Raw genomic sequence first — 19,457 nt, forward strand, 5'->3', positions numbered from 1 at the left:
ATCCACTGCCCAATTGCGGGCAGAAAGAAGAAATCGTCGGCGATGTACTGCAAGATGTCAGGAGTGAGCACCCAGACGACTCCTGACATGCCACCCCTCCGCGCCTGGCTACCGACCATGCTGCTGCTGGCCGCGATCTGGGGTTGCAGCTTCCTGTTCATCTCCGTCGGAGTCCGCGAGCTGCATCCGGCGTACCTCGCGCTCGGCCGGGTGCTGGCCGGCTCGGCCGTGCTGCTCGTCATCCTCGCCCTCAAGCGCCAGTCGCTGCCGCGCGAGCCGCGGATCTGGGCGCACACCTTCGTGCTCGGCGCGATCGGCTCCGCGGTGCCCTGGACCCTCTTCGGGTACGGCGAACAGCGGGTCCCGTCGCTGCTGGCCGGCATCTGGAACGGCATCACCCCACTCGTCGTCCTGCCGATCGCGGTGCTCGTCTTCCGGACCGAGAGGTTCAACGCCCAGCGCGTGATCGGGCTGCTGCTCGGATTCGCCGGCATGCTCGTCGTACTGGGTGCCTGGCAGTTGCACGGTGGCTCCGATCTCACCGGCCAGCTGCTCTGCATGGCCGCCGCCTGCTCGTACGGCGTGGCCATTCCCTACCAGAAGCGTTTCATCGCCGGCAGCAAATTGTCCGGTACTGCGCTGTCGGCGAGCTTGTTGCTCTGCGCAACCGTCCAGCTCGCTGTCGTCGCGCCGATCGTGGCCGGTCATGCCCCGCCGATGCCGTGGAACCTCTCGCTCAAGGTGGTCGCCAGCGTCATCGCTCTCGGTGCTCTCGGCAGCGGCATCGCGTTCGTCCTGAATCTGCGGGTGATCCGGCTGGTCGGCGCCAGCATGACCTCGATGGTCACCTACATCATGCCGATCTTCGCCATCATCGTCGGCGTACTGGTGCTGCACGAGCACCTCACCTGGTACCAGCCGGTCGGCGCGCTGATCGTGCTGTTCGGAGTCGCCGTGTCCCAAGGGGTCCTGCGCGCTGCCCGATGGGGCCGCAAGCCGAAAATCCCGGCCGAACCGACGACAGCCGCAGTACCGTGATCGGCCAGTATCAGCCGGCGCGCCTGAGGTTGGGGAGTGCGGCGACCACCACGGCAACCAGGGCGAGCAGGGTTCCGGCGACGACCGGGAACGTGACTGCCTGGTCGGTTGCGGGCACGAAGATGTCGATCACGAGGCTGGCGATCAGCTGCCCGGCGATTGTTCCGAGGCCGAGCAGGAAGACGCCGACCACCCGGACGACGGCGGCGGCCGAGCTGATGAAGATCACGCCGCACGCGCCACCGAAGTACAGCCAGGGTTCGGTCGGCAGGCTGTTCGGTACGCCGCGAACCAGCAGGTCGATCGCGAAGACCACCGTGAGCGCGATCGCGCCGGTGACGAAGTTGATGAGTCCGGCAGCGAGTGCACCGTAGGCATCCGTTGACGCTGTCCGGGCTACCCGGCCGTTGATTGCCTGCTGCACAGCAGTACCGATCCCGGCGAGTGCGGGCAGTACTGCGATCAGCAGGCCGGACGGGTGGTTCAACCGGTCCGACACTGCAAGCACTACGGCGACTAGCGCGAGGACAGCACCGAACACTCGCAGCGGCGTGTACGGCTGGGGTCCAGCGGGGCCGAAGCCGAGCCGGTCGACTACCAGGCTGCTCACCGCCTGCCCTGCGACTACAGCGACGGTGAACACAGCTACACCGATCACCGACACAGTGATCGACTGGGTAGCCACCAGGAAAGCACCGGCCACTCCCCCGATGCACTGCCACCACCGGAGCTCGCCACTACTGGTTCTGATCGTTCGCCACACGTTGCCGAAGGACGTACGGATCCGCGGGATCACCACGGCGATCACGAGCAGGATCACCAGCCCTGAGCCGAACGAGACCAGCGCAGCCGGTACGCCATCGCCAAGTCGCTTGCCGAGGTCGCCGTTGATCCGGGACTGGATCGCGACCAGCATGCCGATGCCGAACGAAGCCGTGAGCCCGACGAGCTGGCTCTGTTGCGTACTACGGGCAGGGCGAGTGGCGGTCGTTGTCACACCTCTATCATGACCGTTCGCCGCCACACACCTGACATCAGGTCCGACGGATGAGCGCCAGGTACATCGCATCCGTGCCGTGCAGGTGCGGCCAGAGCTGCACGTCCGGCCCACCGCCGAGCGAGGGCACTCCGGGGAACAACTCCCGTGCGTCCTCGACCTCGGCATCACTCCGGCTGTCCAGTACTGCGTCCACCACTGCCCGGGTCTCCCCGTAGTGCGGCGAGCAGGTCACGTACGCCACTACTCCACCAGGACGCACCGAGTCGATCGCCGACGACAGCAGAGCCTGCTGCAACGGCTGCAGCTCGGCGACGTCTTCCGGCGTACGACGCCAGCGTGCTTCCGGGCGACGGCGTAGTGCTCCGAGCCCACTGCACGGTACGTCGGCCAGCACCCGGTCGTACGAGCCGGCATCCCACGTGGGCTTCGTACCGTCGCCGACAATCACCTGGTGATCACCAGGAATCGCCCGCAGGTTGGAGCGCACCAGCTCGGCCCTATGTTCCAGGGGCTCGACAGCGGTGAGCAGTGCTTCCTTCTGATTCGCCAGTGCGGCCAGTAGCGCCGACTTGCCACCAGGGCCCGCGCACAGGTCGAGCCAGCGAGCGTCGTCGCCTTCTACTTGCGCAGTAGCCAGTGCGGTAGCAACTAGCTGAGACCCCTCGTCCTGCACTCCAGCACGCCCGGTCGCGACGGCTCCGATCCGTCCCGGATCACCACCGCCCAGCAACACTGCTCCGTACTGCGACCAGCGGGCGCGCGTTGCTCCCGCCTCCACCAGTTCGTCCAGCTCCGCAAGCCCCGGACGGGCAACCAGCGTCACGCGAGGCGGATCGTTGTCGGCGTCGAGGAGGTCCACCAGCTCCCGGTCGAGCCCACGGACACCCAGTGCGTCGTCGAAGGCCTCGATGACCCAGCGCGGATGCGCCTTGGCGATCGCGAGATAGCCGTACTCGTCGTCTTCCGGCTTCGGCGCGATCGTGGTGATCCACTGGTCGAGCGTGCGCTGGCTGACCTTCCGCAGTACGGCGTTGACCAGGCCGCTGCGGCTCTGGCCGGCCTCGGCGCGGGTCAGGGTGACCATCTCGTTGACGGCCGCGTAGGAGTCGACGCGCATCCGGAGCAGCTGGTGCGTGCCGAGTCGGAGCAGGTCGAGCAGGTTCGCATCCAACTCGGGGAGTGGACGGGATACGCAGCGCGCGAGCACCGCGTCGTACGTGCCCTGCCAGCGCAGCGTGCCGTGCACGAGTTCGGTGCAGAACGCGGCGTCGCGGCCCCTCATCCGCTGGTCGCGGAGAGCCTTGTTGAGGACGAGGTTCGCGTAGCCGTCCTGGGAGGTGACCTGCCGGATCACCTTGTAGGCGAGCTGGCGGACCTGGTCCGGACGGCGTTGCGGCGCGCGGTTGCGGGGAGTGCGGTCGCTCACTCGGAGCCCAGACGATCTTCATCGACGATCCGTACGCCGCGCGCCCAGTCGGGGGCAGCCATGGGTTTCTTGCCCTGCGGCTGGACGGTGACCAGCTCGAGCGCCTTGCTGCCGGTGCCGACCAGCACCGAGGACTTGGTGGCCTGGATCTCGCCCGGCTTCAGCTCCTCGTCAGTGAGGTTGACCTGGAGCACCTTGAGACGCTCGCCGCGGAAGGTCGTCCACGCACCCGGTGACGGGTTGCAGCCGCGGACGAGACGGTCGACGCGCTGTGCGGGCGCCTTCAGATCGAGTTCGGCGTCCTCGACGGTGAGCTTCGGCGCGAGGGTGATGCCGTCGGCCGGTTGTTCGCGGGCTTCGAGCACGCCGGCTTCGATGCCGTCGAGGGTGTCGACCAGCAGCTTCGCGCCGGAGATGGACAGCCGGGTGAGCAGGTCGCCGGCGGTGTCCTTCGGGCCGATGCGTTCGGTGAGTACGCCGTACACGGGTCCTGCGTCGAGGGCCTTGACGATCCGGAACGTGCTCGCGCCGGTGACGTCGTCGCCGGAGATGATCGACTGCTGCACCGGCGCGGCACCGCGCCAGGCGGGCAGCACGGAGAAGTGCAGGTTGATCCAGCCATGCGGCGGGATGTCGAGCGCGGCCTGCGGCAGCAACCCGCCGTACGCGACGACCGGGCAGCAGTCCGGCGCGATCTCCGTCAGCCGGGCGAGGAACGCGGGGTCGCTCGGCTTGACCGGCTTGAGGATCTCGATGCCGCCGAGCTCCTCGGCGTACTGCGCGACCGGGGACGCGACCAGCTTGCGGCCGCGACCGGCCGGCGCATCGGGCCGGGTCACGACGGCGACCAGTTCGTGGCTGCTGGCAACGATGGCCTTCAGTGCGGTGACGGACACCTCGGGGGTGCCGGCGAAGACGACTCTCACAGACCGAATCCGTTCGTGGGGTGCGGCGAGACCTTGAGCTGCGGCGGCGCACCGAACCACTCGGCCTCGCGGATCGCCTTCATCGCGGCCTTGCGGGTGACGGTGTCGAGCCGGTCGACGAACAGGACGCCGTCGAGGTGGTCGGTCTCGTGCTGGATGCAACGGGCGAGCAGGTCGGATCCTTCGATCACCACCGGGTCGCCGTACATGTTGAAGCCCTTGGCGATCACCGTCAGCGCCCGCTTGCAGTCGAAGGTCAGGCCGGGGATCGAGAGGCAGCCTTCGGGGCCGAACTGGTCCTCGGTGGAGAGGGTGAGTTCGGGGTTCACGAGGTGGCCGAGCTCGCCTTCCACGAAGTACGTGAAGACGCGCAGGCCGACGCCGATCTGCGGCGCGGCGAGGCCGGAGCCGGGCGCGGCCTGCATGGTGTCGGTGAGGTCGGCGACCAAGCGGCGCAGCTCGGCGTCGAAGTCGACGACCGGGTCGGCCTTGGTGAGCAGCACGGGATCGCCGAACAGACGGATGGGTTGGACCGACACACAGACTCCACGGCAGTCACAGACAGGGGGACCGAGACAGTCTAGTGCGCTGTTGGCTGCTACGAGAGTGAGGTGAGTGCTCGGCGGGGTGGGTGGGGGTGGTGAGGTTGATGGGGGTGTTGATTGTTGCTGTGAGCACGTACTGTGTTCTCAGGCGTACCTACAGTCACAACAGTCACACACGCCCAACGGGAGACCACCATGCCCACAGCGACACGGGGGGCAGCAGCACTGATCCTCCTCGGCGCTCTGCTCGCGCAGGCGCCGCTGGCTGCCGCGTATCAACCGAACGATCCCGGCTACCGCTCCGCTCCGGTCGTGAGCCCGCCGGATCCGTCGACGGCGCCGACCTCGGCACCTACCGCAGTACCGACCGTTGTGCCGACGTCAACGCCCTCGGTCCCGCCGGACCCGCAGCCGACCTCGGTCGATGACAAGTACCCGCCGGTCGCGCATTCGTGGAGCGAGCTGGCGCAGCAGGTCGAGCAGACCTCGCCGAGCGACCCGATGCTTCGGGTCAGCACCGCCGAGCAGGCGGCGCAGGTGATGCGCTGCTTCAAGCTCGAGGAAGAGAATTACTGCCTCGGGCTGGGGTTCGTCGACCAGATTCCGACGGGTGCGCAGATCAGCGCTGCGGTGACGTCTCCTGAGGTAGCTGAGGAAGTGGGAGTCGAGCAGGACATCGACACCGGCGACCAGTCCCCTGTGGCGTTCGTCTCGCAGCGCGCTGCCATGCCGAAGGGACTGAGAATCGCGGCCGAGCTCGACGAGATGCAGACCGCGTGGGACGGGCGGGACAAGGCTCGTGCTTTGCGCCTGTTCGATGCTCCTTCGGCGACGACCGCGACTCCGCCGACCATTCCGGCCACCCCGACCGCACCGCCGACCACGACCGGGCCGACGCCGACTCGCTCGACGCCTTCGGGTCCGGCGAGTCCGACTGCGCCGAAGCCGTTGCCGAGTTCGGCGTACATCATGAACGGCTACCAGACCTCGCAGGACAAGGGCTACTGGTGTGGCCCGGCGACGTTCCAGTCGATCGACTGGGCCGACGACCAGCAGAAGGACACCCAGGCGTCGTGGGCGAAGGACCTCGGTTCGACCACCTCGGGGACCGGGATCTCGGCGATGGTCGAGCAGACCAACCTGAAGACGAAGTGGGACCTCGCGGCCGGCACGTACATCGTGCAGAGCGTCAAGGGCTGGACCGCGCAGAAGTTCCTCGCCGTCCACCAGCGGCACCTCGGTGACGCCGCGCCGGCGCCGGTGATCGAGCACGTCCAGCTGCTGAAGCGCTACTTCCCGTACCTTGCCTTCAACCACAGCGGGCACTACCAGGTCGGCCGCGGCTACGACATGAACAAGGGCACGATCGGCATCTTCGAGGTCTTCAACGAACGCCGCTTCAACAGCCGCGGCAACACCACCAACGGCCCGAAGAACATCCCCGCCTCCGCCATGCTCAACGCCACCCTCGCCAACTCCTTCAAGAACATCGGCCTCTAACCAAGTGCACCCGAACAAAACCCCCTCCAGTACCACGTACGCCGCACCCCACCTCTCGCCCAGCACCACCAACGCCGCAACCCGCGCCTCCCCCGGCACCACCGACACCGCGACCCGCGTCTCGCCTCGCACCACCGACACCGCGACCCGCGTCTCGCCTCGCACCACCGACGCCGCGGGTCGTGTCGCCGCTCCTCGCTTGCGGCGGGTCCCGGGTCTCGCCGCTGGCCTTGTCTCGCTCGGATTGCTGGTCAGCTCATGCTCCTCGTCACCGGAGAGCGCTCCCCCGCCGAGCCCATCGGTGTCCTCGTCGCCGAGCAATCAGCAGCCGCCGAGCGGGCCGCCGTCCAGCACGCCCGGGTCGACGCCTTCGACGCCGCCCGGTAGTTCGGGGAAGCCGGGTGGGCCACCGGCCTGGACGAAGTTACTGAGGCAACCGGTGGATGGGCAGCATGTGGTGACGGCGCTGCCGCAGTACCTGGTGACGCGGGGCAGCGACGAGGCGGGGACGACGACCATCACCGATCGCACCAGCAAGCGCGCCGTCGTACGGCATGTTCCGCCGGCCGGGTTCGTCGCTCAGTCGCCGGTGGTGATCGACGGCAACTGGGCGCTGGTCGAGGAGATCCGCTCGGACGGGCCGTCGCCGGAGATCCGCGTCTACCGCTACGACCTCGCCACCGGCGCGCGAACCGATCTCGCGAGACAGAGAGCGCTCCCGCCGATCTCTGAGCCGGAGATCGGCGCGTACGACGGGGTGTTCGCCTACAGCTCGACCGACAGCCGCAAGCGGTCCTGCCTGATCATCGCCGAACTCGCGTCGCTCAAATCCCGCAATGTCACCTGCGTGGCCGACCCCGGCTATGTCGCCGACCCGGCGGTTTCGGCCGACTCGGTCACGTTCAGCGAGATCACCGCGCCCTCGACACCGCAACGTTGCAAGCGGCTCTTCACGGTTCCGCTCTCAGGTGGCGCCGCCCGGCCGATCGCAGCCGCGAAGAACTGCATCCAGTGGAGCGGCACGTCGTTGCGCGGGGCAACCGTCTGGTCGGAGGTCAGTGCGACGGATCCCGATCAGTACCAGAGCAAGGCCTATGTGCGCTCCGGTTCCGACAGCCCGACCGAGTCACTCGGCCAGATCGTCACCGGCACCATCATTGCCTGTGGCAACTGGATCCACTGGGAGGTGCGGACCGTCACGAACGGCGCCGAGGCCTTCCAGATCCAGCGCTGGCAACCCGGGATCGGCCGCCCGCAACGGATCTACTCGACCGCCCCCGAGGTCGCCCTGACCGCCCCGACCTGCCAGGCGAACACCCTCATCGTCGAAGCAGCCCACCTAGGCACCGGCCCGAAGTACACCGAAGCCCTCCAAGCAACCACCGCCTGACGAATTCCCTCTACCCGTCGACGCGGACCTCCTTCCCAACCGCGCCGCGCTGGCCCCTCACCGGCCGCGGCGCCACCCATCCCGTCGATCACCAGGCCTCCAGCCCTCACCACCGCTGACAAGATATCCAGCCTCTGCCGCCTCCTTCCGTCGCTAGCACGCTTATTTCGCGCCACCGGGCGAACATCGCGCCAGCCGCCGCCGGGATCAGGTAACGCGGAACCAGGCGCGCGAGGATCAGCGCCGCAGGTCTCGGCCGCTGGCGAGTACTTCGGCCACTGACGGGCTATTTTCGCGCCACTGGGCGAACATCGCGCCAGCCGGCGAGGCGCGGGGAGCGGGCGGGCAGCGTGCCGAGCAGGCGAAGGTCGCCCTCGGCGACGGTTCCGGGGGACGCGGAGAGAACCGCGGGGCTCAGCTGGTGAGCGGGAGGCGGTGCGCTACTAGCTGCTGGAGGAGGTTGCGGCGTTGGTGAACTGTTCGGCGGTGAAGCCTAGGGATCGGGCTCAGCTGGTGAGCGGGAGGCCGTGTGCTACCAGCTGCTGGCGGAGGGTTGTGGCGGTGGTGAAGCGCTCGGCGATGATGCCTACGGCTCGGGCGCCGTCGACGTTGAGTTGGACGTCGTCGGTGTAGAAGGTGCGGGCCGGATCCAGGTCGAACCGGTCCAGCAGGATCCGGTAGATCTTCTCCTCCGGCTTGAGGGTGAACTCGGCGCCGGACACGACCTCGCCGTCGAAGCCCGCGAGGATCGGGAACGCCGCCTTTGCCACCTGCCATTTCTCGTCGGAGAAGTTCGTCAGCGCGTAGTTCGGGATGCCCAGCTCGCGGAGCTCGACGACAAGCTCGGCGGTGTCCTCGATGATCCCCTTCGCCATCTTCAGCCAGCCCGTGTCGTACGCCTCGATCCATTCCGCGTGCTCGGGGTGCAGTGAGGAGAGCTCAGCCACCGCCTCGGACCAGCTCCGGCCGGCGTCCTGCTGCTTGTTCCATTCGCCGTTCGCGATGTGCGTCAGGAAGTGTTCGCGCTCGGCCGGATCCGGGATCAGTTCGTCGTACAAGTAGGTGGGGCTCCAGTCGAGCAGGACCCCGCCGATGTCGAACACGACCGCATCCAGCCTCTGCTCACTCATGCGGCAACCTTACGAAACCCCCGTACGACGGCTCGCGGCGCGGCTCACGAACGGCGCGGCCGACTTGACCGTCCGTAGTACGGGAGCGGACTCCAAGGCATGGATCGACTCGTACGCCGCCAGCCGGTGGGTCAGGTATTCGTGCAACGCTGCCGGATCCTTGCAAAGCGCCTGTACTGCGAGGTTGGTCGGCCCTGTCGTCGCACCGACGAACGCAAGCTCCTCATGCTCAGCCAACGACCGAGCGACCTCATCGAGATGCGCTGGCGTCACGGACATCCACAACATCGCCGCCGTCATCGCCCCCAGCACCGGCGGATCCACATCGACATCGAAGAAGATCGCCCCACTCCCCTGCAACTCCGCCAGCCGCCGCCCCACCGTCCCCACCGACCACCCGGTCACCTTCGCCAAGTCCGCAAGGCTCATCCGCCCATCCCTCCCCAACCCCGCAAGCAGCTCCCCATCCCCCGCACGAATCCCCGGCACCCGCCCGCGATCCACCGCTGTCCGCCCCTGCCCGGACGAGTTCCCCCGCTCACTGTCGCGATCTGCCGCCCCGGCTGGCCCTCCCCCATCTCCGGCGCGATCCGTCGTCGCGCTGGTGGCGCCCGCCCCCGTCCCCTGCCCGGAAGCTGCGCGGAGGGCGTTCTCCTGGTCTTTGGTGAGGGCGGCGGTTTGGGCTTGCCAGGTGGTGGGGCCGCCTAGGTAGGTGTGGAGGATGCAGTGGGCGGAAACGGCGGTGATGCCGGCTGTGCGCGGGATGTCGTGGAGGAGGAGGGAGTTGCCGTCGGCCGCGGTGGTGTGGATGACTGCGACGATCTCCGTTCCACCGGAGGCGAGGCGGACCCAGGATGTGTCGGAGCGTCTGGCGAGGGCTTGAGCGAGGTCTTGCGCGGCATGTGGAGTCGCGGTCAGCCGGGCCAACCATTGCGTCTGCCCCGCTCGTTGCGGATCCGGCAGGCCGACGACGCGCAGCCCTGCCTCGGCTGTCAGTCGTCGATAGCGTCGCGCGATCGTCTGCGTCGACACCCCGAGCACGGCTCCGATGCGACTGAACGGCGCCCGCCCGTCCACCCGCAACGCATGAATCAGCCCGCGATCGATCTCGTCCAACACGTGACAATCCTCGCTCAAAGACGCCAGCGATGGAAGATATCGATCATCGTGGGCGACTTTGTGGAATCCGGCTGCGCCGAATACGCAAGCTGCTTCACATGACGAACACAGCTGTCGAGCAGCGAACGGCGTACAAGTGGCGATGGATGGCGTTGGGGGTGTTACTGGTTGCCGAGGCGATGAATCTGCTGGACGCGACGATCGTGCAGGTCGCGGCGCCGGTGATCCACTCGGAGCTCGGTGGGCAGGAATCGGACATCCAGTGGTTCAGCGCGGCGTACACGTTGCCGTTCGCGGTCCTCCTGATCACCGGCGGCCGTCTCGGCGACATCGCGGGTCGGCAACGCGTGTTCCGGATCGGGATCGTCGGATTCCTGCTGACGTCTGCCTGTTGCGCGCTGGCGCCGAACCCTTCGGTGCTGATCACCGCGAGAGCGCTCCAAGGAGCGGCCGCCGCGTTGGTGATCCCGCAGACGATCGGGCTGATCCGGGCGATGTTCGACGCGTCCGAGTTGCCGAAGGCGCTCGGCAGCATCGGGCCGGTGATGGGGCTGGCCGGCCTCTGCGGGCCACTGCTCGGCGGCGTACTGACTCATGCGGACCTGTTCGGCAGTTCGTGGCGTTCGGTGTTCGCGGTGAACCTGCCGCTCGGCATAGCAGTACTGATTGCCACTCCCCTGCTGCGGGAAGACCGTTCGCCGTACCGACCTGGACTGGACCTGTTGGGGAGCGCTCTCCTGGTTGCTGGGTCCGTTCTCGTGCTCGATCCGCTGATCCAGACGGAGAACTGGCTCTACCTACCGGCGGGCTTCGTCGTACTGGCTATCTGCGCGCTGCAACAGCGCAGCCGGCGGCGGGGTGGACGCGCGATCCTGGTCGAGCCGAGTCTGTTCGGCAATCGTGGGTTCGCGCCTGCGTTGGTGACGTCGACGCTGTTCTTCGCGATGACGACCGGGTTGATGCTGGTCGTGGTGCTGCAGCTGCAGGTCGGCCTGCACCTCGGCGTACTGCGTTCCAGTCTGACGTTGTTGCCGTGGTCGGCGGCCTCGGGGATCGCCTCGTGGGTTGCCGGGGCGGTGCTGATTCCGCGGTACGGGACGAGGGTGATGTTCGGCGGCGTCGCGGTGGTGTTCGTGGGGCTGCTGGCGACCGTTGCCGTGTACAACAATGCGTGGATCGGGTGGCAGTTGTTCGCCGCCCTCGGGGTCTGTGGGCTAGGGATCGGGTTGTTCACGACACCGTTCTTCACTGCTGCGCTGCATCGCGTGCAGCCGCACGAGACGGGCTCGGCGGCCGGCCTGCTGAACGCAGTACAGCAACTCGGAGGAACGCTGGGGATCGCTCTCCTCGGCACGATCTTCCTCAACGCGAGACCAGCCCACGCAGCACAACCGCCCTCTACGCAGCCCTCGCTCTCACCGCCGCAACCACCGCCGCGGCCGCCTTCATGACAGGCAACCGCCGCGGGCGAGGTTAGGCGACCTCGGCTTCGGCCAGCGCGTTGGCTTCGGCCCGACGGTGAAGGGCGGGAGCCAGCGCGAGCTGGCCGACGAAGAGGATGGCGCCCAGGACTGCGCAGCCGAGCCAGGCGGTGGTTCGGCCGGCGTGTTCGAGGGTGTTGGTGCCGAGCAGCGGGCCGATGACCGAGCCGAGGCCGAAGGACATGCTGCCGGCCAGGCCCATGTAGCCGCCGCGCAGATCCACCGGCGCCAGATCGGCGAAGATCGCACCGATCACCGCCGCGAAACCGATCTCGCCGATCGTCCACACCACCACCGACGCCGCATATCCCCACCAGCTGTGCACCACCGCACCCAGCCCGAACCCGAGTCCCACGATCAGCATCGACCCCGCGAGCAGCTTCGGCCGGTCGAACGTCGCCAGCCGCTTGTTGACGAACGGCTGCACCACGACGATCACCACGCCGTTCAACGCGATCACCAGCCCGTACGTCGAACTCGTCAAGTGGTCGTCCGCCATCACCAGCGGCAGCGTCGAGTAACCCTGGAAATAGATCGTCGCGTACCCGATCTGCAGCAGGATCATCAGCAGGAACGTCGTATCCCGCAACGCCACCGGCAACAGTTGGCGCCGCGGCCCGTCGACGAGCACCGGCCGCGTCTCGGGCACCATCCGCCAGATCACCAGCGCGGCGACAACCGCCGTACCGGCGTTGATCCAGAACAGCAGGCTGTACCCGACGCTGGCGAGCACCCCGGCGCTGACCGTCGAGACCGAGAAGCCGAGGTTGATCGCCCAGAAGAGCAGACCGTATGCGCGGACGCGTTCCTTGGGCTGCAGCAGGTCGGCGACAGTCGCTTGTACGGCCGGGCGGAACATGTCGCCGAGCAGGCCGACCACGAACGCGGCCAGCCAGATCATCGCCATCGAGCGCACCGAACCGAGCAGGATCAGCGCGGCCGCCGTACCGAGGAAGCCGATCAGCATCGTCCGGCGCCGGCCGAACCGGTCCGCGATCCAGCCGCCGACGAGCTGGGAGATGACCGAGCCGGCACCGACGGCGGCCACGACCGCGCCAGCCGTACCGGCCGACAGGTGACGGTCCTGGGTCAGGTAGAGGACGAGGAACGGCTGGACGAAGCTCCCGAGCCGGTTCACCAGCTGGCAGACCCAGAGTGCCCAGAAGGCCCGGGGCAGGCGGGGAGCGCTCTCCGGCGCGGCAACGGTCATGGGACTACCTTCGCCGCCCGGCGAGGACCTGTCGAATATTAGGCACACAACTAATCGACGATTTGGGGGTTAGAGTGCTCGGGTGATCACCCTCAGGCTCAGTGCGGACGACGTGAGCCGGATCCGGTTCGCGTTCTCGCCCGTCTGGGAGGCCGCGACTAGTGTCCGGGCGCTCAGCAACAATTCGGCGCGCAGCGTGCACGGCCCGTGGCTGCACAAGATCGCACCGATCGCCGACGGCGACGACCTTCAGTTGCTCAGGGCACTCATCCCGCCGGTCGGCTACATCCCGGACTTCATCACACCTGCTCCACCGCGGCGATCGACAAGCTTCGAGTCCGGACTGGCCGCGATCGCCTCGACACCGCATCACCTGGTGGTCCGCGAGATCGGCACCTTGCACGACGAACATCCGCACCCAATGCTGCCGGAGTTGATGGCTGATCCGGCGAAGGCGCTGGACCGGATCACGGGCGCGCTGGACAGTTACTGGCGACGGACGATCGAGCCGGACTGGCGGCGGATGCGGGCTCTGCTGCAGGAGGATCTCGCCTTCCGGCTGGACGAACTCGCGGCCGGTGGGGTCGATCGGCTGTTCCGCAACCTGCATCCTTCGGTTCGTTTCAGGGGCGACCGGATCGAGATCGACCGGCCGTACTGTTGCGACGGCGTTCCGCTGCCAGGCCAAGGTCTGCTGCTCGTGCCGTGCGTCTTCACCTGGCCGGCCGCGTTGCCGGTGACCGCTGCGCCGCACGTTCCGACGATCACCTATCCGCCGCGGGGTCTCGGGCGGTTGTGGGAGAGCCAGCAGGACGCCAGCGAGTCACCGCTGGCCGATCTGGTCGGCCGGACCCGCGCGGCGATCATGGGTCATCTCGATTTGCCGATGTCGACCACTCATCTGGCGCACCAACTCGGCGTCTCCGCACCAACGCTCAGCGTCCACCTGAGCATCCTCCGCGCAGCCGGCGTCGTCGACTCCCGCCGCGACGGCCGCGCCGTCCTCTACTACCGCACCCCACTAGGCACCCAGCTCCTCACCACCTCAACCCCCATCCAACTAGCCGACACAGCCTGATCAGCCGAAGTGGACTGGGTCTACTTGGATACGGACTGAGCCGGGAGACTTCTTCGTGGTGCGCGCGGCTTGGGCTTCCTTGAGCGTGCGAGCGAGAGCCGAGCCGGCCGCGCGCGGCGTACGGACGACTGCGCGGCTGGTCTCGTCGTCCAGCGCCACCGGGCCGAGGACTTCCAACCCTGCTTGGGGATCCATCAGCAGCTTCAATCCCCTGACCAGGTCGGCGACGGCTTCGGTCGGGCCGGTGAGTTCGGCGAGCCTGGCGGCGGGTGCGAGGCGCGCCGTACGGCGTTCGCTCAGCTCGCGGCTCGCGAATCCCTCGGGGCTCCACCGGACGACGGCCTGCAACGGCGTCGCCGACGGCTCCCCCACCATGATCACCGTCCCGCCTTCCCTCGCAGGCCGAACCAGCGCCGCCGCGTTGAACCACCGGCGAACAGCTTCCTCCGGTGCCCGGAGATCCTGCCGCGCGAGCAACAACCAGGTGTCGAGCAACAGCGCCGCACTGTAGCCACCAGCGGCAACCGGTTCCGCGCCCGGCGTCGTGACGATCAACGCCGGCTGGTCCGACACCGCATCCAGCATGTTGTCGCCGCCCGACGTGCGGACGAGAACGCCGGGGAACGCTCTCCCCAGCTCCTCCGCGGTCCGCCGCGCACCAACGATCGCCGCCCGCATCCGGGTATCGCCGCACTCGAGACAACGGTGGTCGGCAGCAGGTCGCCCGCACACACTGCAGCTCGCCGGCCCCGATCCCCCCGTACGCCGTAAGGTCCCCCCACACGTCGAGCATCTCGATGGTGCCCGGCAGGTCTGGCACACCAAACTCGGCAGGTACCCGGCCCGCGGAACCTGGACGAGCACCGGACCGGACCGAAGTCCCTCTCGAGCGATCTCGAACGCCCGGTGCGGCAACCGCGCCGCCCGAGCCTGGGGATCGCGCGCAAGATCCATATCCGACTCCCCCGCGATATGAATGGCCGGCGCCGCCGCCCGGATCACCGGGCGATCCGCGATGAGCTCACCGGCCCACCCGGATTCCAGCAACGCGGCAGTCTCGGCCGATCGCGCGAAACCGCCGAGGAGGAAGGCGCATTTCTGCCGGTACGCCCGCAGGAGAAGCACTTCGCGCGCATGCGGATAAGGCGCGCGCGCTTCGGCGTACGAGTCGTCGCCGTCGTCCCACAGCGCGACCAGTCCGAGATCGGTGACGGGTGCGAAAGCGGCCGCGCGCGTGCCGATGACGACGCGCGTGCAACCGCGCAGTGCGGCGAGGAACGCGCGATACCTGGCGGTTGGGCCGAGGTCGGCCGACAAGGTGACATACCCGTCAGACCCCAGTACTGCGGCGCAGGCGGCGGCGAGCCGCTCGAGATCCCGCGCGTCGGGCGCCAGCAGCAGCGCACCACGCCCAGCCGATGCGCAGACCGCAGCAGCCTGGGCAAACGCCAACGCCCAGTCCGCACCGGCCACCGCAGTCCAGATAGCCCGCGGCCCTTCAGCCCGCCCCAGCGCCTCCAAGAAGCCCGGGGCTTGCGGGTAGGGCGCCCACTCGGAGACGGAGGACGAGACCACTGGCTTGGGGGGCAACGTGCACCGCAGCGCCTCGGCTTCGACCTTCGCATGGCGGGGCGGTACGGCGAGGCGGGTCACGTCGGCCAGCACCCCGGCGTACCGATCGGCGACGTCCCGACAGAGCTCCGCCACCTCCGGAGTCAGCACCTGCTCAGGCGAGACGACCTTCCGGATCCGAGCCAGCTTCCCGTCATGATCCGACGCCGCCAGCCGCTCCAGCACGAACCCGTCCAGATCCTTGCCCGCGAACCGCACCTTCACCCGAGCCCCAGGCTGCGCCGCCTCGGCCAGATCATCCGGCACCAAATAGTCAAAAGGCCGATCCAGATGAGGCAACGAAACATCCACCGCCACCCGCGCCACCGGCAGCTCGGACGTGATCCCCGCCGGCTCCTTCGTCCGCGACCGGCGAACAGTCTCCCGAAGCAGCGTCAACTGCTCCGGAGACTCCCCGTTCAATGCCACCGCTGAACTCTAGTCCCGCCCAACGACACTTACCCGCAGGCCTGTGGACAACACACTGCCCGCCACCCCGGAAAGGGTGGCGGGCAGTCGTGAGGACTACTTGGCGGCAGCGGCCTTGAGGGCTTCTACTCGGTCGGTGCGTTCCCATGTGAAGTCTTCGCCGGTGCGGCCGAAGTGGCCGTTCGCGGCCGTCTGGGTGTAGATCGGGCGGAGCAGGTCCAGGTCGCGGATGATCGCGGCCGGGCGGAGGTCGAAGACCTCGAGGACGGCGTCGCTGATCTTGTCGACCGGGACCGTCTCGGTGCCGAAGGTGTCGACGTAGAAGCCGACCGGGCTGGCCTTGCCGATCGCGTACGCGACCTGGCACTCGACCCGCGCGGCGAGCCCGGCGGCGACGATGTTCTTCGCCACCCAGCGCATCGCGTACGCCGCGGAGCGGTCCACCTTCGACGGGTCCTTGCCGGAGAAGGCGCCACCACCGTGGCGGGCCATGCCGCCGTAGGTGTCGATGATGATCTTGCGACCGGTCAGGCCGGCGTCGCCCATCGGGCCGCCGATCTCGAACCGGCCGGTCGGGTTCACCAGCAGCTTGTAGTCGGCCGAGTCGATGTCGAACTGCTCGAGGATCGGGTCGACGACGTGCTTCTTGACGTCCGGGGTCAGCATCGAGTCGAGGCTGATGTCGGCGGCGTGCTGGCTGGAGACCACCACGGTGTCGATCCGGACCGCCTTGTCACCGTCGTACTCGACCGTGACCTGGGTCTTGCCGTCGGGACGCAGGTACGCCATCGTGCCGTCCTTGCGCACCTCGGACAGCCGCTGCGACAGCCGGTGCGCGATGGTGATCGGGAGCGGCATCAGCTCCGGGGTCTCGTTCGTCGCGTAGCCGAACATCAGGCCCTGGTCGCCGGCGCCCTGCAGGTCGAGCTCGTCGACGGAGGAGTCCGCGCGGGTCTCGTACGCCGTGTTGACGCCCTGGGCGATGTCCGGCGACTGGCTGCCGATCGCGACCGAGACGCCGCAGGAGGCACCGTCGAAGCCCTTCAGCGACGAGTCGTAGCCGATCTCCAGGATCCGCTTGCGCACGATCCCGGGGATGTCCACGTACGCCGAGGTGGTGACCTCGCCGGCCACGACCACCAGGCCGGTCGTGACCAGGGTCTCCACCGCGACGCGGCTCTTCGGATCCTCGGCCAGCAGAGCGTCGAGGATGGAGTCGCTGATCTGGTCAGCGATCTTGTCCGGGTGACCTTCCGTCACCGACTCGGACGTGAAAAGGCGCCTCGCCACGGTTCTCCCTCAGGTTTCTGGTCTCCAAATGAGCGGACCGGCCACACCATCGGCGGCCTACCCCACCTCGCATCGACTCCAGCGACGCTCCTGGGCAGTATGCCAGGCTCACGGTCAACGGTCAGGTCGACATCCCCAATCCGTCCACATCACGGACTTCACACCCAGATGCTGAGATCAGGTCTGTGCTGACCACCGCTCCGACCAGGCCTGCAGTGGCTTGAGCGCCCGTTGGAGATCCTGGCCGAGCGCGGTCAGCGCATGCGCCTTGGCGTCGTCCTGCCAGATCAGCCCCGCCGCCCGCAATTCACCCAGGCGCGTGTTCAGCACGGTCGGCGAGATGTCGTCGCATTGCTGTTGCAGGGCACGAAATCCGACCGGACCGTCGCGGAGCTCCCAGAGGATCCGCAGCACCCACCGCCGGCCGAGCAGATCGAACGCGGCCATGATCGGCCGCCCGCTCTGCGACCCGCGCACCGGCCGCCCGGGAATCGGGGTCATCACACCTCCAGGTCTTGCGCTACTGAATCCGTAGCGGCATGCTGAACATCGTTCGCTACCAAAACCGTAGCAGGGAGATCCGGATGCCCCCGAGATTGCAGCCCGTCGAACCGCCGTACAGCGATGCGGTGGAGCGGTTGCTGGCGAAGATGATGCCGCCTGGTACCGAGCTTGAACCGTTGCTGCTGTTCCGGGTTCTCGCGCTGAACCCGGAGCTGGCGAGCCGAGCCCATCCGATGGCTTCCGGCCTGCTGAACAAGGGGTTGCTGCCCGCCCGCGACCGCGAAGTGCTGATCGGCCGGACCACGGCTCGCGCGGGCGCGGAGTACGAATGGGGTGTCCATGCGGTGTTCTTCGCCGAAGTGATCGAGCGCGACATCGTCGACAGATTGGCTGATCCAGACCGCACAGGTTTCGATGACGACGACCTGCTGCTAGTTACCGTGGTGGACGAGTTGCACGACACCGCCACGGTGTCGGATGAGACATGGCGACTGCTGCGAGTCCGGTACGACGACGCCCGGCTGATCGAGTTGATCCTGCTGACCGGCTGGTACCGAACCCTGTCCACGCTGATCAATGCCGCCAAGATCCCGCTGGAACCCTGGGCCGCCCGCTTCCCCCAATGAGGTCCATCAGGCGTGGGCGCCGACGGTGACGGTGCCGATGGTCAGGGCGGGCGTCGCGCCAAGGATTTCGCCGAGACGCGCTACTTGATCGTCGAGCGCACGCAGGTTGGCTGCTGTCAGGTCATGGAGGGGTTCGACCGTCACCTGGAGGCGGCGGCCGGTGCGTTTCTGGTGCCAGACGCCGGCGACGATGCCGTCGACAAGGAGCACGGGGAAGTTGCCGGCTTGGCCTCCGGCCAGCGCGCGGGTGGCGGCGGCACCAGGGAAGAGCAGTTCGCGCGGATGGCTGCCCACGGCGTACGCATCGAAGTACGGAAGCAGCCGTAGGCCGCGGACCGGCTCATCCGAAAACTCGGTGTCCCCCGCGACCACCCACGCCGCATCGCCGTTCACCTCGACCTGCTCGAGGCCGGGAGTCGCCGCGAACAGCTCCGTGATGAACCGCGGCGGCGTACTCAGCCACTTCGCGAACTGCTGCGGAGTCGCCGGGCCGTACGAGTGCAGAAATCGCCGCAGCAGCTCGGACAGCGCGTCCTCACCGCTCAGAGCAGACGCGAACGCCACGAACCGCTGGGGATTCGTGTAGGTGGTCTTGCGGCCACGATTTGGTCCGTAGCAAAGGACACCGGCCTGGCCCGCGGCCGAGATCGCCTGCCGCCACCGCGGCCAGAATTCCTGGAAGGCCGGCATCACCAGGTCACCAGCCCAGGAACCGGTCCGGGCCACCACCTGTTCGCTGAGCTCGTCGATCGTCAGATCGTCGGTGGCCAGCGCTGCCCCGATGGCCTCGATCACCTCGGCGATCTGATCCGCCGTCATCCGCGCGTCCGGCGCAGGCTGACCACCTGTCCTTGGCAAGGCCGACAACGCCGCCATCCACAAAGGCAGCTCATCGGCCGGCAGCAGGTGGACGGTGCTTCGTGGACCGAACGTCTTCACCAACGTCCGGTCGTCCCATAACGCCCGCTGCACATCAACCCGCGTGGCCTGCTCGAGCCGCAGCGCGACGGATATCTCAGCAGCGGACAGCACCTGCGCATGCGCCCCACACATCGCCCGTACGACGTCCGCCGGGCTACCCGCCGCTGGTACGTCCAGGTGGTGCCGCCGCATTCGCCGCGCCACGATCGCTTCCCACGCCAACTCGCTCATGA

General features: G+C 68.0%; 18 protein-coding genes. 7 read left to right on the top strand and 11 right to left on the bottom strand.

What is annotated here, in order from left to right; translation table 11 throughout:
- The first annotated feature begins 63 nt into the window (after nucleotides 1-63).
- Nucleotides 64-1,038 (top strand): DMT family transporter, encoded by a 975-nt coding sequence (locus tag ABZ004_RS09575; RefSeq protein ID WP_355679347.1) that lies wholly within the window; start codon nucleotides 64-66, stop codon nucleotides 1,036-1,038.
- A 10-nt stretch (nucleotides 1,039-1,048) separates the two neighbouring features.
- Here ABZ004_RS09575 and ABZ004_RS09580 read toward each other — a convergent pair whose 3' ends face one another.
- Genes ABZ004_RS09580 through def form a run of 4 tightly spaced genes read right to left on the bottom strand, consistent with a single transcriptional unit; the run spans nucleotide 1,049 to nucleotide 4,929 of the window.
- The gene (locus ABZ004_RS09580; RefSeq protein WP_355679348.1) at nucleotides 1,049-2,035 is read right to left on the bottom strand and encodes a DMT family transporter; all 987 of its coding nucleotides are present in this window, start codon (nucleotides 2,033-2,035) and stop codon (nucleotides 1,049-1,051) included.
- Between the two features lie 37 nt (nucleotides 2,036-2,072).
- Nucleotides 2,073-3,464: a transcription antitermination factor NusB gene (locus tag ABZ004_RS09585; protein ID WP_355679349.1), complete on the bottom strand. Its 1,392-nt coding sequence runs from the start codon at nucleotides 3,462-3,464 to the stop codon at nucleotides 2,073-2,075.
- Complete coding sequence (fmt, locus tag ABZ004_RS09590; RefSeq protein WP_355679350.1) at nucleotides 3,461-4,390, bottom strand: methionyl-tRNA formyltransferase; 930 nt, start codon at nucleotides 4,388-4,390, stop codon at nucleotides 3,461-3,463. The genes ABZ004_RS09585 and fmt overlap by 4 nt, the downstream gene beginning before the upstream one ends.
- Entirely contained in the window at nucleotides 4,387-4,929 is a 543-nt protein-coding gene (gene def / locus ABZ004_RS09595) for a peptide deformylase (RefSeq protein ID WP_355679351.1), read from the bottom strand. Before def ends, fmt begins: the two co-directional genes overlap by 4 nt.
- A gap of 201 nt (nucleotides 4,930-5,130) precedes the next feature.
- Here def and ABZ004_RS09600 point away from each other — a divergent pair, with 201 nt between their 5' ends.
- From ABZ004_RS09600 to ABZ004_RS09610, 3 genes are all read left to right on the top strand, one after another.
- On the top strand, nucleotides 5,131-6,435 hold the full coding sequence (locus ABZ004_RS09600) for a hypothetical protein (RefSeq protein ID WP_355679352.1): 1,305 nt from the start codon (nucleotides 5,131-5,133) through the stop codon (nucleotides 6,433-6,435).
- Nucleotides 6,436-6,693: 258 nt separating this feature from the next.
- On the top strand, nucleotides 6,694-6,822 hold the full coding sequence (locus tag ABZ004_RS09605; protein ID WP_355679353.1) for a hypothetical protein: 129 nt from the start codon (nucleotides 6,694-6,696) through the stop codon (nucleotides 6,820-6,822).
- A 52-nt stretch (nucleotides 6,823-6,874) separates the two neighbouring features.
- On the top strand, nucleotides 6,875-7,825 hold the full coding sequence (locus tag ABZ004_RS09610) for a hypothetical protein (RefSeq protein WP_355679354.1): 951 nt from the start codon (nucleotides 6,875-6,877) through the stop codon (nucleotides 7,823-7,825).
- Between the two features lie 506 nt (nucleotides 7,826-8,331).
- On the opposite strand, the gene ABZ004_RS09615 is transcribed toward ABZ004_RS09610, so the two are convergent.
- Together ABZ004_RS09615 and ABZ004_RS09620 are read right to left on the bottom strand one after the other, a co-directional pair.
- Entirely contained in the window at nucleotides 8,332-8,955 is a 624-nt protein-coding gene (locus ABZ004_RS09615; protein WP_355679355.1) for an HAD family phosphatase, read from the bottom strand.
- 9 nt (nucleotides 8,956-8,964) lie between these two features.
- On the bottom strand, nucleotides 8,965-10,074 hold the full coding sequence (locus tag ABZ004_RS09620; protein ID WP_355679356.1) for an AsnC family transcriptional regulator: 1,110 nt from the start codon (nucleotides 10,072-10,074) through the stop codon (nucleotides 8,965-8,967).
- A gap of 98 nt (nucleotides 10,075-10,172) precedes the next feature.
- On the opposite strand from ABZ004_RS09620, the gene ABZ004_RS09625 reads away from it, so the two are divergent.
- Nucleotides 10,173-11,525, top strand: a complete 1,353-nt coding sequence (locus ABZ004_RS09625) for an MFS transporter (protein WP_355679357.1) — start codon at nucleotides 10,173-10,175, stop codon at nucleotides 11,523-11,525.
- A 22-nt stretch (nucleotides 11,526-11,547) separates the two neighbouring features.
- Here ABZ004_RS09625 and ABZ004_RS09630 read toward each other — a convergent pair whose 3' ends face one another.
- Nucleotides 11,548-12,765: an MFS transporter gene (locus tag ABZ004_RS09630; protein WP_355679358.1), complete on the bottom strand. Its 1,218-nt coding sequence runs from the start codon at nucleotides 12,763-12,765 to the stop codon at nucleotides 11,548-11,550.
- Between the two features lie 82 nt (nucleotides 12,766-12,847).
- Here ABZ004_RS09630 and ABZ004_RS09635 point away from each other — a divergent pair, with 82 nt between their 5' ends.
- Nucleotides 12,848-13,843, top strand: coding sequence for a winged helix-turn-helix domain-containing protein (locus tag ABZ004_RS09635; protein WP_355679359.1), 996 nt, complete (start codon nucleotides 12,848-12,850; stop codon nucleotides 13,841-13,843).
- Here the strand turns inward: ABZ004_RS09635 and ABZ004_RS09640 are convergent, their stop codons facing one another.
- The 3 genes from ABZ004_RS09640 to ABZ004_RS09650 all read right to left on the bottom strand — a co-directional run bounded on the left by ABZ004_RS09640 (nucleotide 13,844) and on the right by ABZ004_RS09650 (nucleotide 17,674).
- The gene (locus ABZ004_RS09640) at nucleotides 13,844-15,883 is read right to left on the bottom strand and encodes a primosomal protein N' (protein ID WP_355679360.1); all 2,040 of its coding nucleotides are present in this window, start codon (nucleotides 15,881-15,883) and stop codon (nucleotides 13,844-13,846) included.
- 96 nt (nucleotides 15,884-15,979) lie between these two features.
- Nucleotides 15,980-17,173, bottom strand: a complete 1,194-nt coding sequence (gene metK / locus ABZ004_RS09645) for a methionine adenosyltransferase (RefSeq protein ID WP_355679361.1) — start codon at nucleotides 17,171-17,173, stop codon at nucleotides 15,980-15,982.
- Nucleotides 17,174-17,350: 177 nt separating this feature from the next.
- The gene (locus tag ABZ004_RS09650) at nucleotides 17,351-17,674 is read right to left on the bottom strand and encodes a helix-turn-helix domain-containing protein (protein ID WP_355679362.1); all 324 of its coding nucleotides are present in this window, start codon (nucleotides 17,672-17,674) and stop codon (nucleotides 17,351-17,353) included.
- An 83-nt stretch (nucleotides 17,675-17,757) separates the two neighbouring features.
- On the opposite strand from ABZ004_RS09650, the gene ABZ004_RS09655 reads away from it, so the two are divergent.
- Entirely contained in the window at nucleotides 17,758-18,303 is a 546-nt protein-coding gene (locus ABZ004_RS09655; RefSeq protein WP_355679363.1) for a carboxymuconolactone decarboxylase family protein, read from the top strand.
- 6 nt (nucleotides 18,304-18,309) lie between these two features.
- Here the strand turns inward: ABZ004_RS09655 and ABZ004_RS09660 are convergent, their stop codons facing one another.
- Nucleotides 18,310-19,455 (bottom strand): winged helix DNA-binding domain-containing protein, encoded by a 1,146-nt coding sequence (locus ABZ004_RS09660; RefSeq protein WP_355679364.1) that lies wholly within the window; start codon nucleotides 19,453-19,455, stop codon nucleotides 18,310-18,312.
- Between the last annotated feature and the right edge of the window lie 2 nt (nucleotides 19,456-19,457).

Origin of the sequence: Kribbella sp. NPDC006257, from assembly GCF_040613535.1 — a bacterium.
In the GTDB taxonomy this organism is placed as follows: domain Bacteria; phylum Actinomycetota; class Actinomycetes; order Propionibacteriales; family Kribbellaceae; genus Kribbella.

What these genes read in the sequence shown, in the direction of transcription:
- ABZ004_RS09605 (WP_355679353.1), top strand. Translation starts at nt 6,694, where the DNA reads ATGCTCCTCGTCACCGGAGAGCGCTCCCCCGCCGAGCCCATCGGTGTC.
- ABZ004_RS09615 (WP_355679355.1), bottom strand. Translation starts at nt 8,955, where the DNA reads ATGAGTGAGCAGAGGCTGGATGCGGTCGTGTTCGACATCGGCGGGGTC.
- ABZ004_RS09625 (WP_355679357.1), top strand. Translation starts at nt 10,173, where the DNA reads ATGACGAACACAGCTGTCGAGCAGCGAACGGCGTACAAGTGGCGATGG.
- ABZ004_RS09630 (WP_355679358.1), bottom strand. Translation starts at nt 12,765, where the DNA reads ATGACCGTTGCCGCGCCGGAGAGCGCTCCCCGCCTGCCCCGGGCCTTC.
- ABZ004_RS09655 (WP_355679363.1), top strand. Translation starts at nt 17,758, where the DNA reads ATGCCCCCGAGATTGCAGCCCGTCGAACCGCCGTACAGCGATGCGGTG.
- ABZ004_RS09600 (WP_355679352.1), top strand. Translation starts at nt 5,131, where the DNA reads ATGCCCACAGCGACACGGGGGGCAGCAGCACTGATCCTCCTCGGCGCT.
- ABZ004_RS09650 (WP_355679362.1), bottom strand. Translation starts at nt 17,674, where the DNA reads ATGACCCCGATTCCCGGGCGGCCGGTGCGCGGGTCGCAGAGCGGGCGG.
- ABZ004_RS09660 (WP_355679364.1), bottom strand. Translation starts at nt 19,455, where the DNA reads ATGAGCGAGTTGGCGTGGGAAGCGATCGTGGCGCGGCGAATGCGGCGG.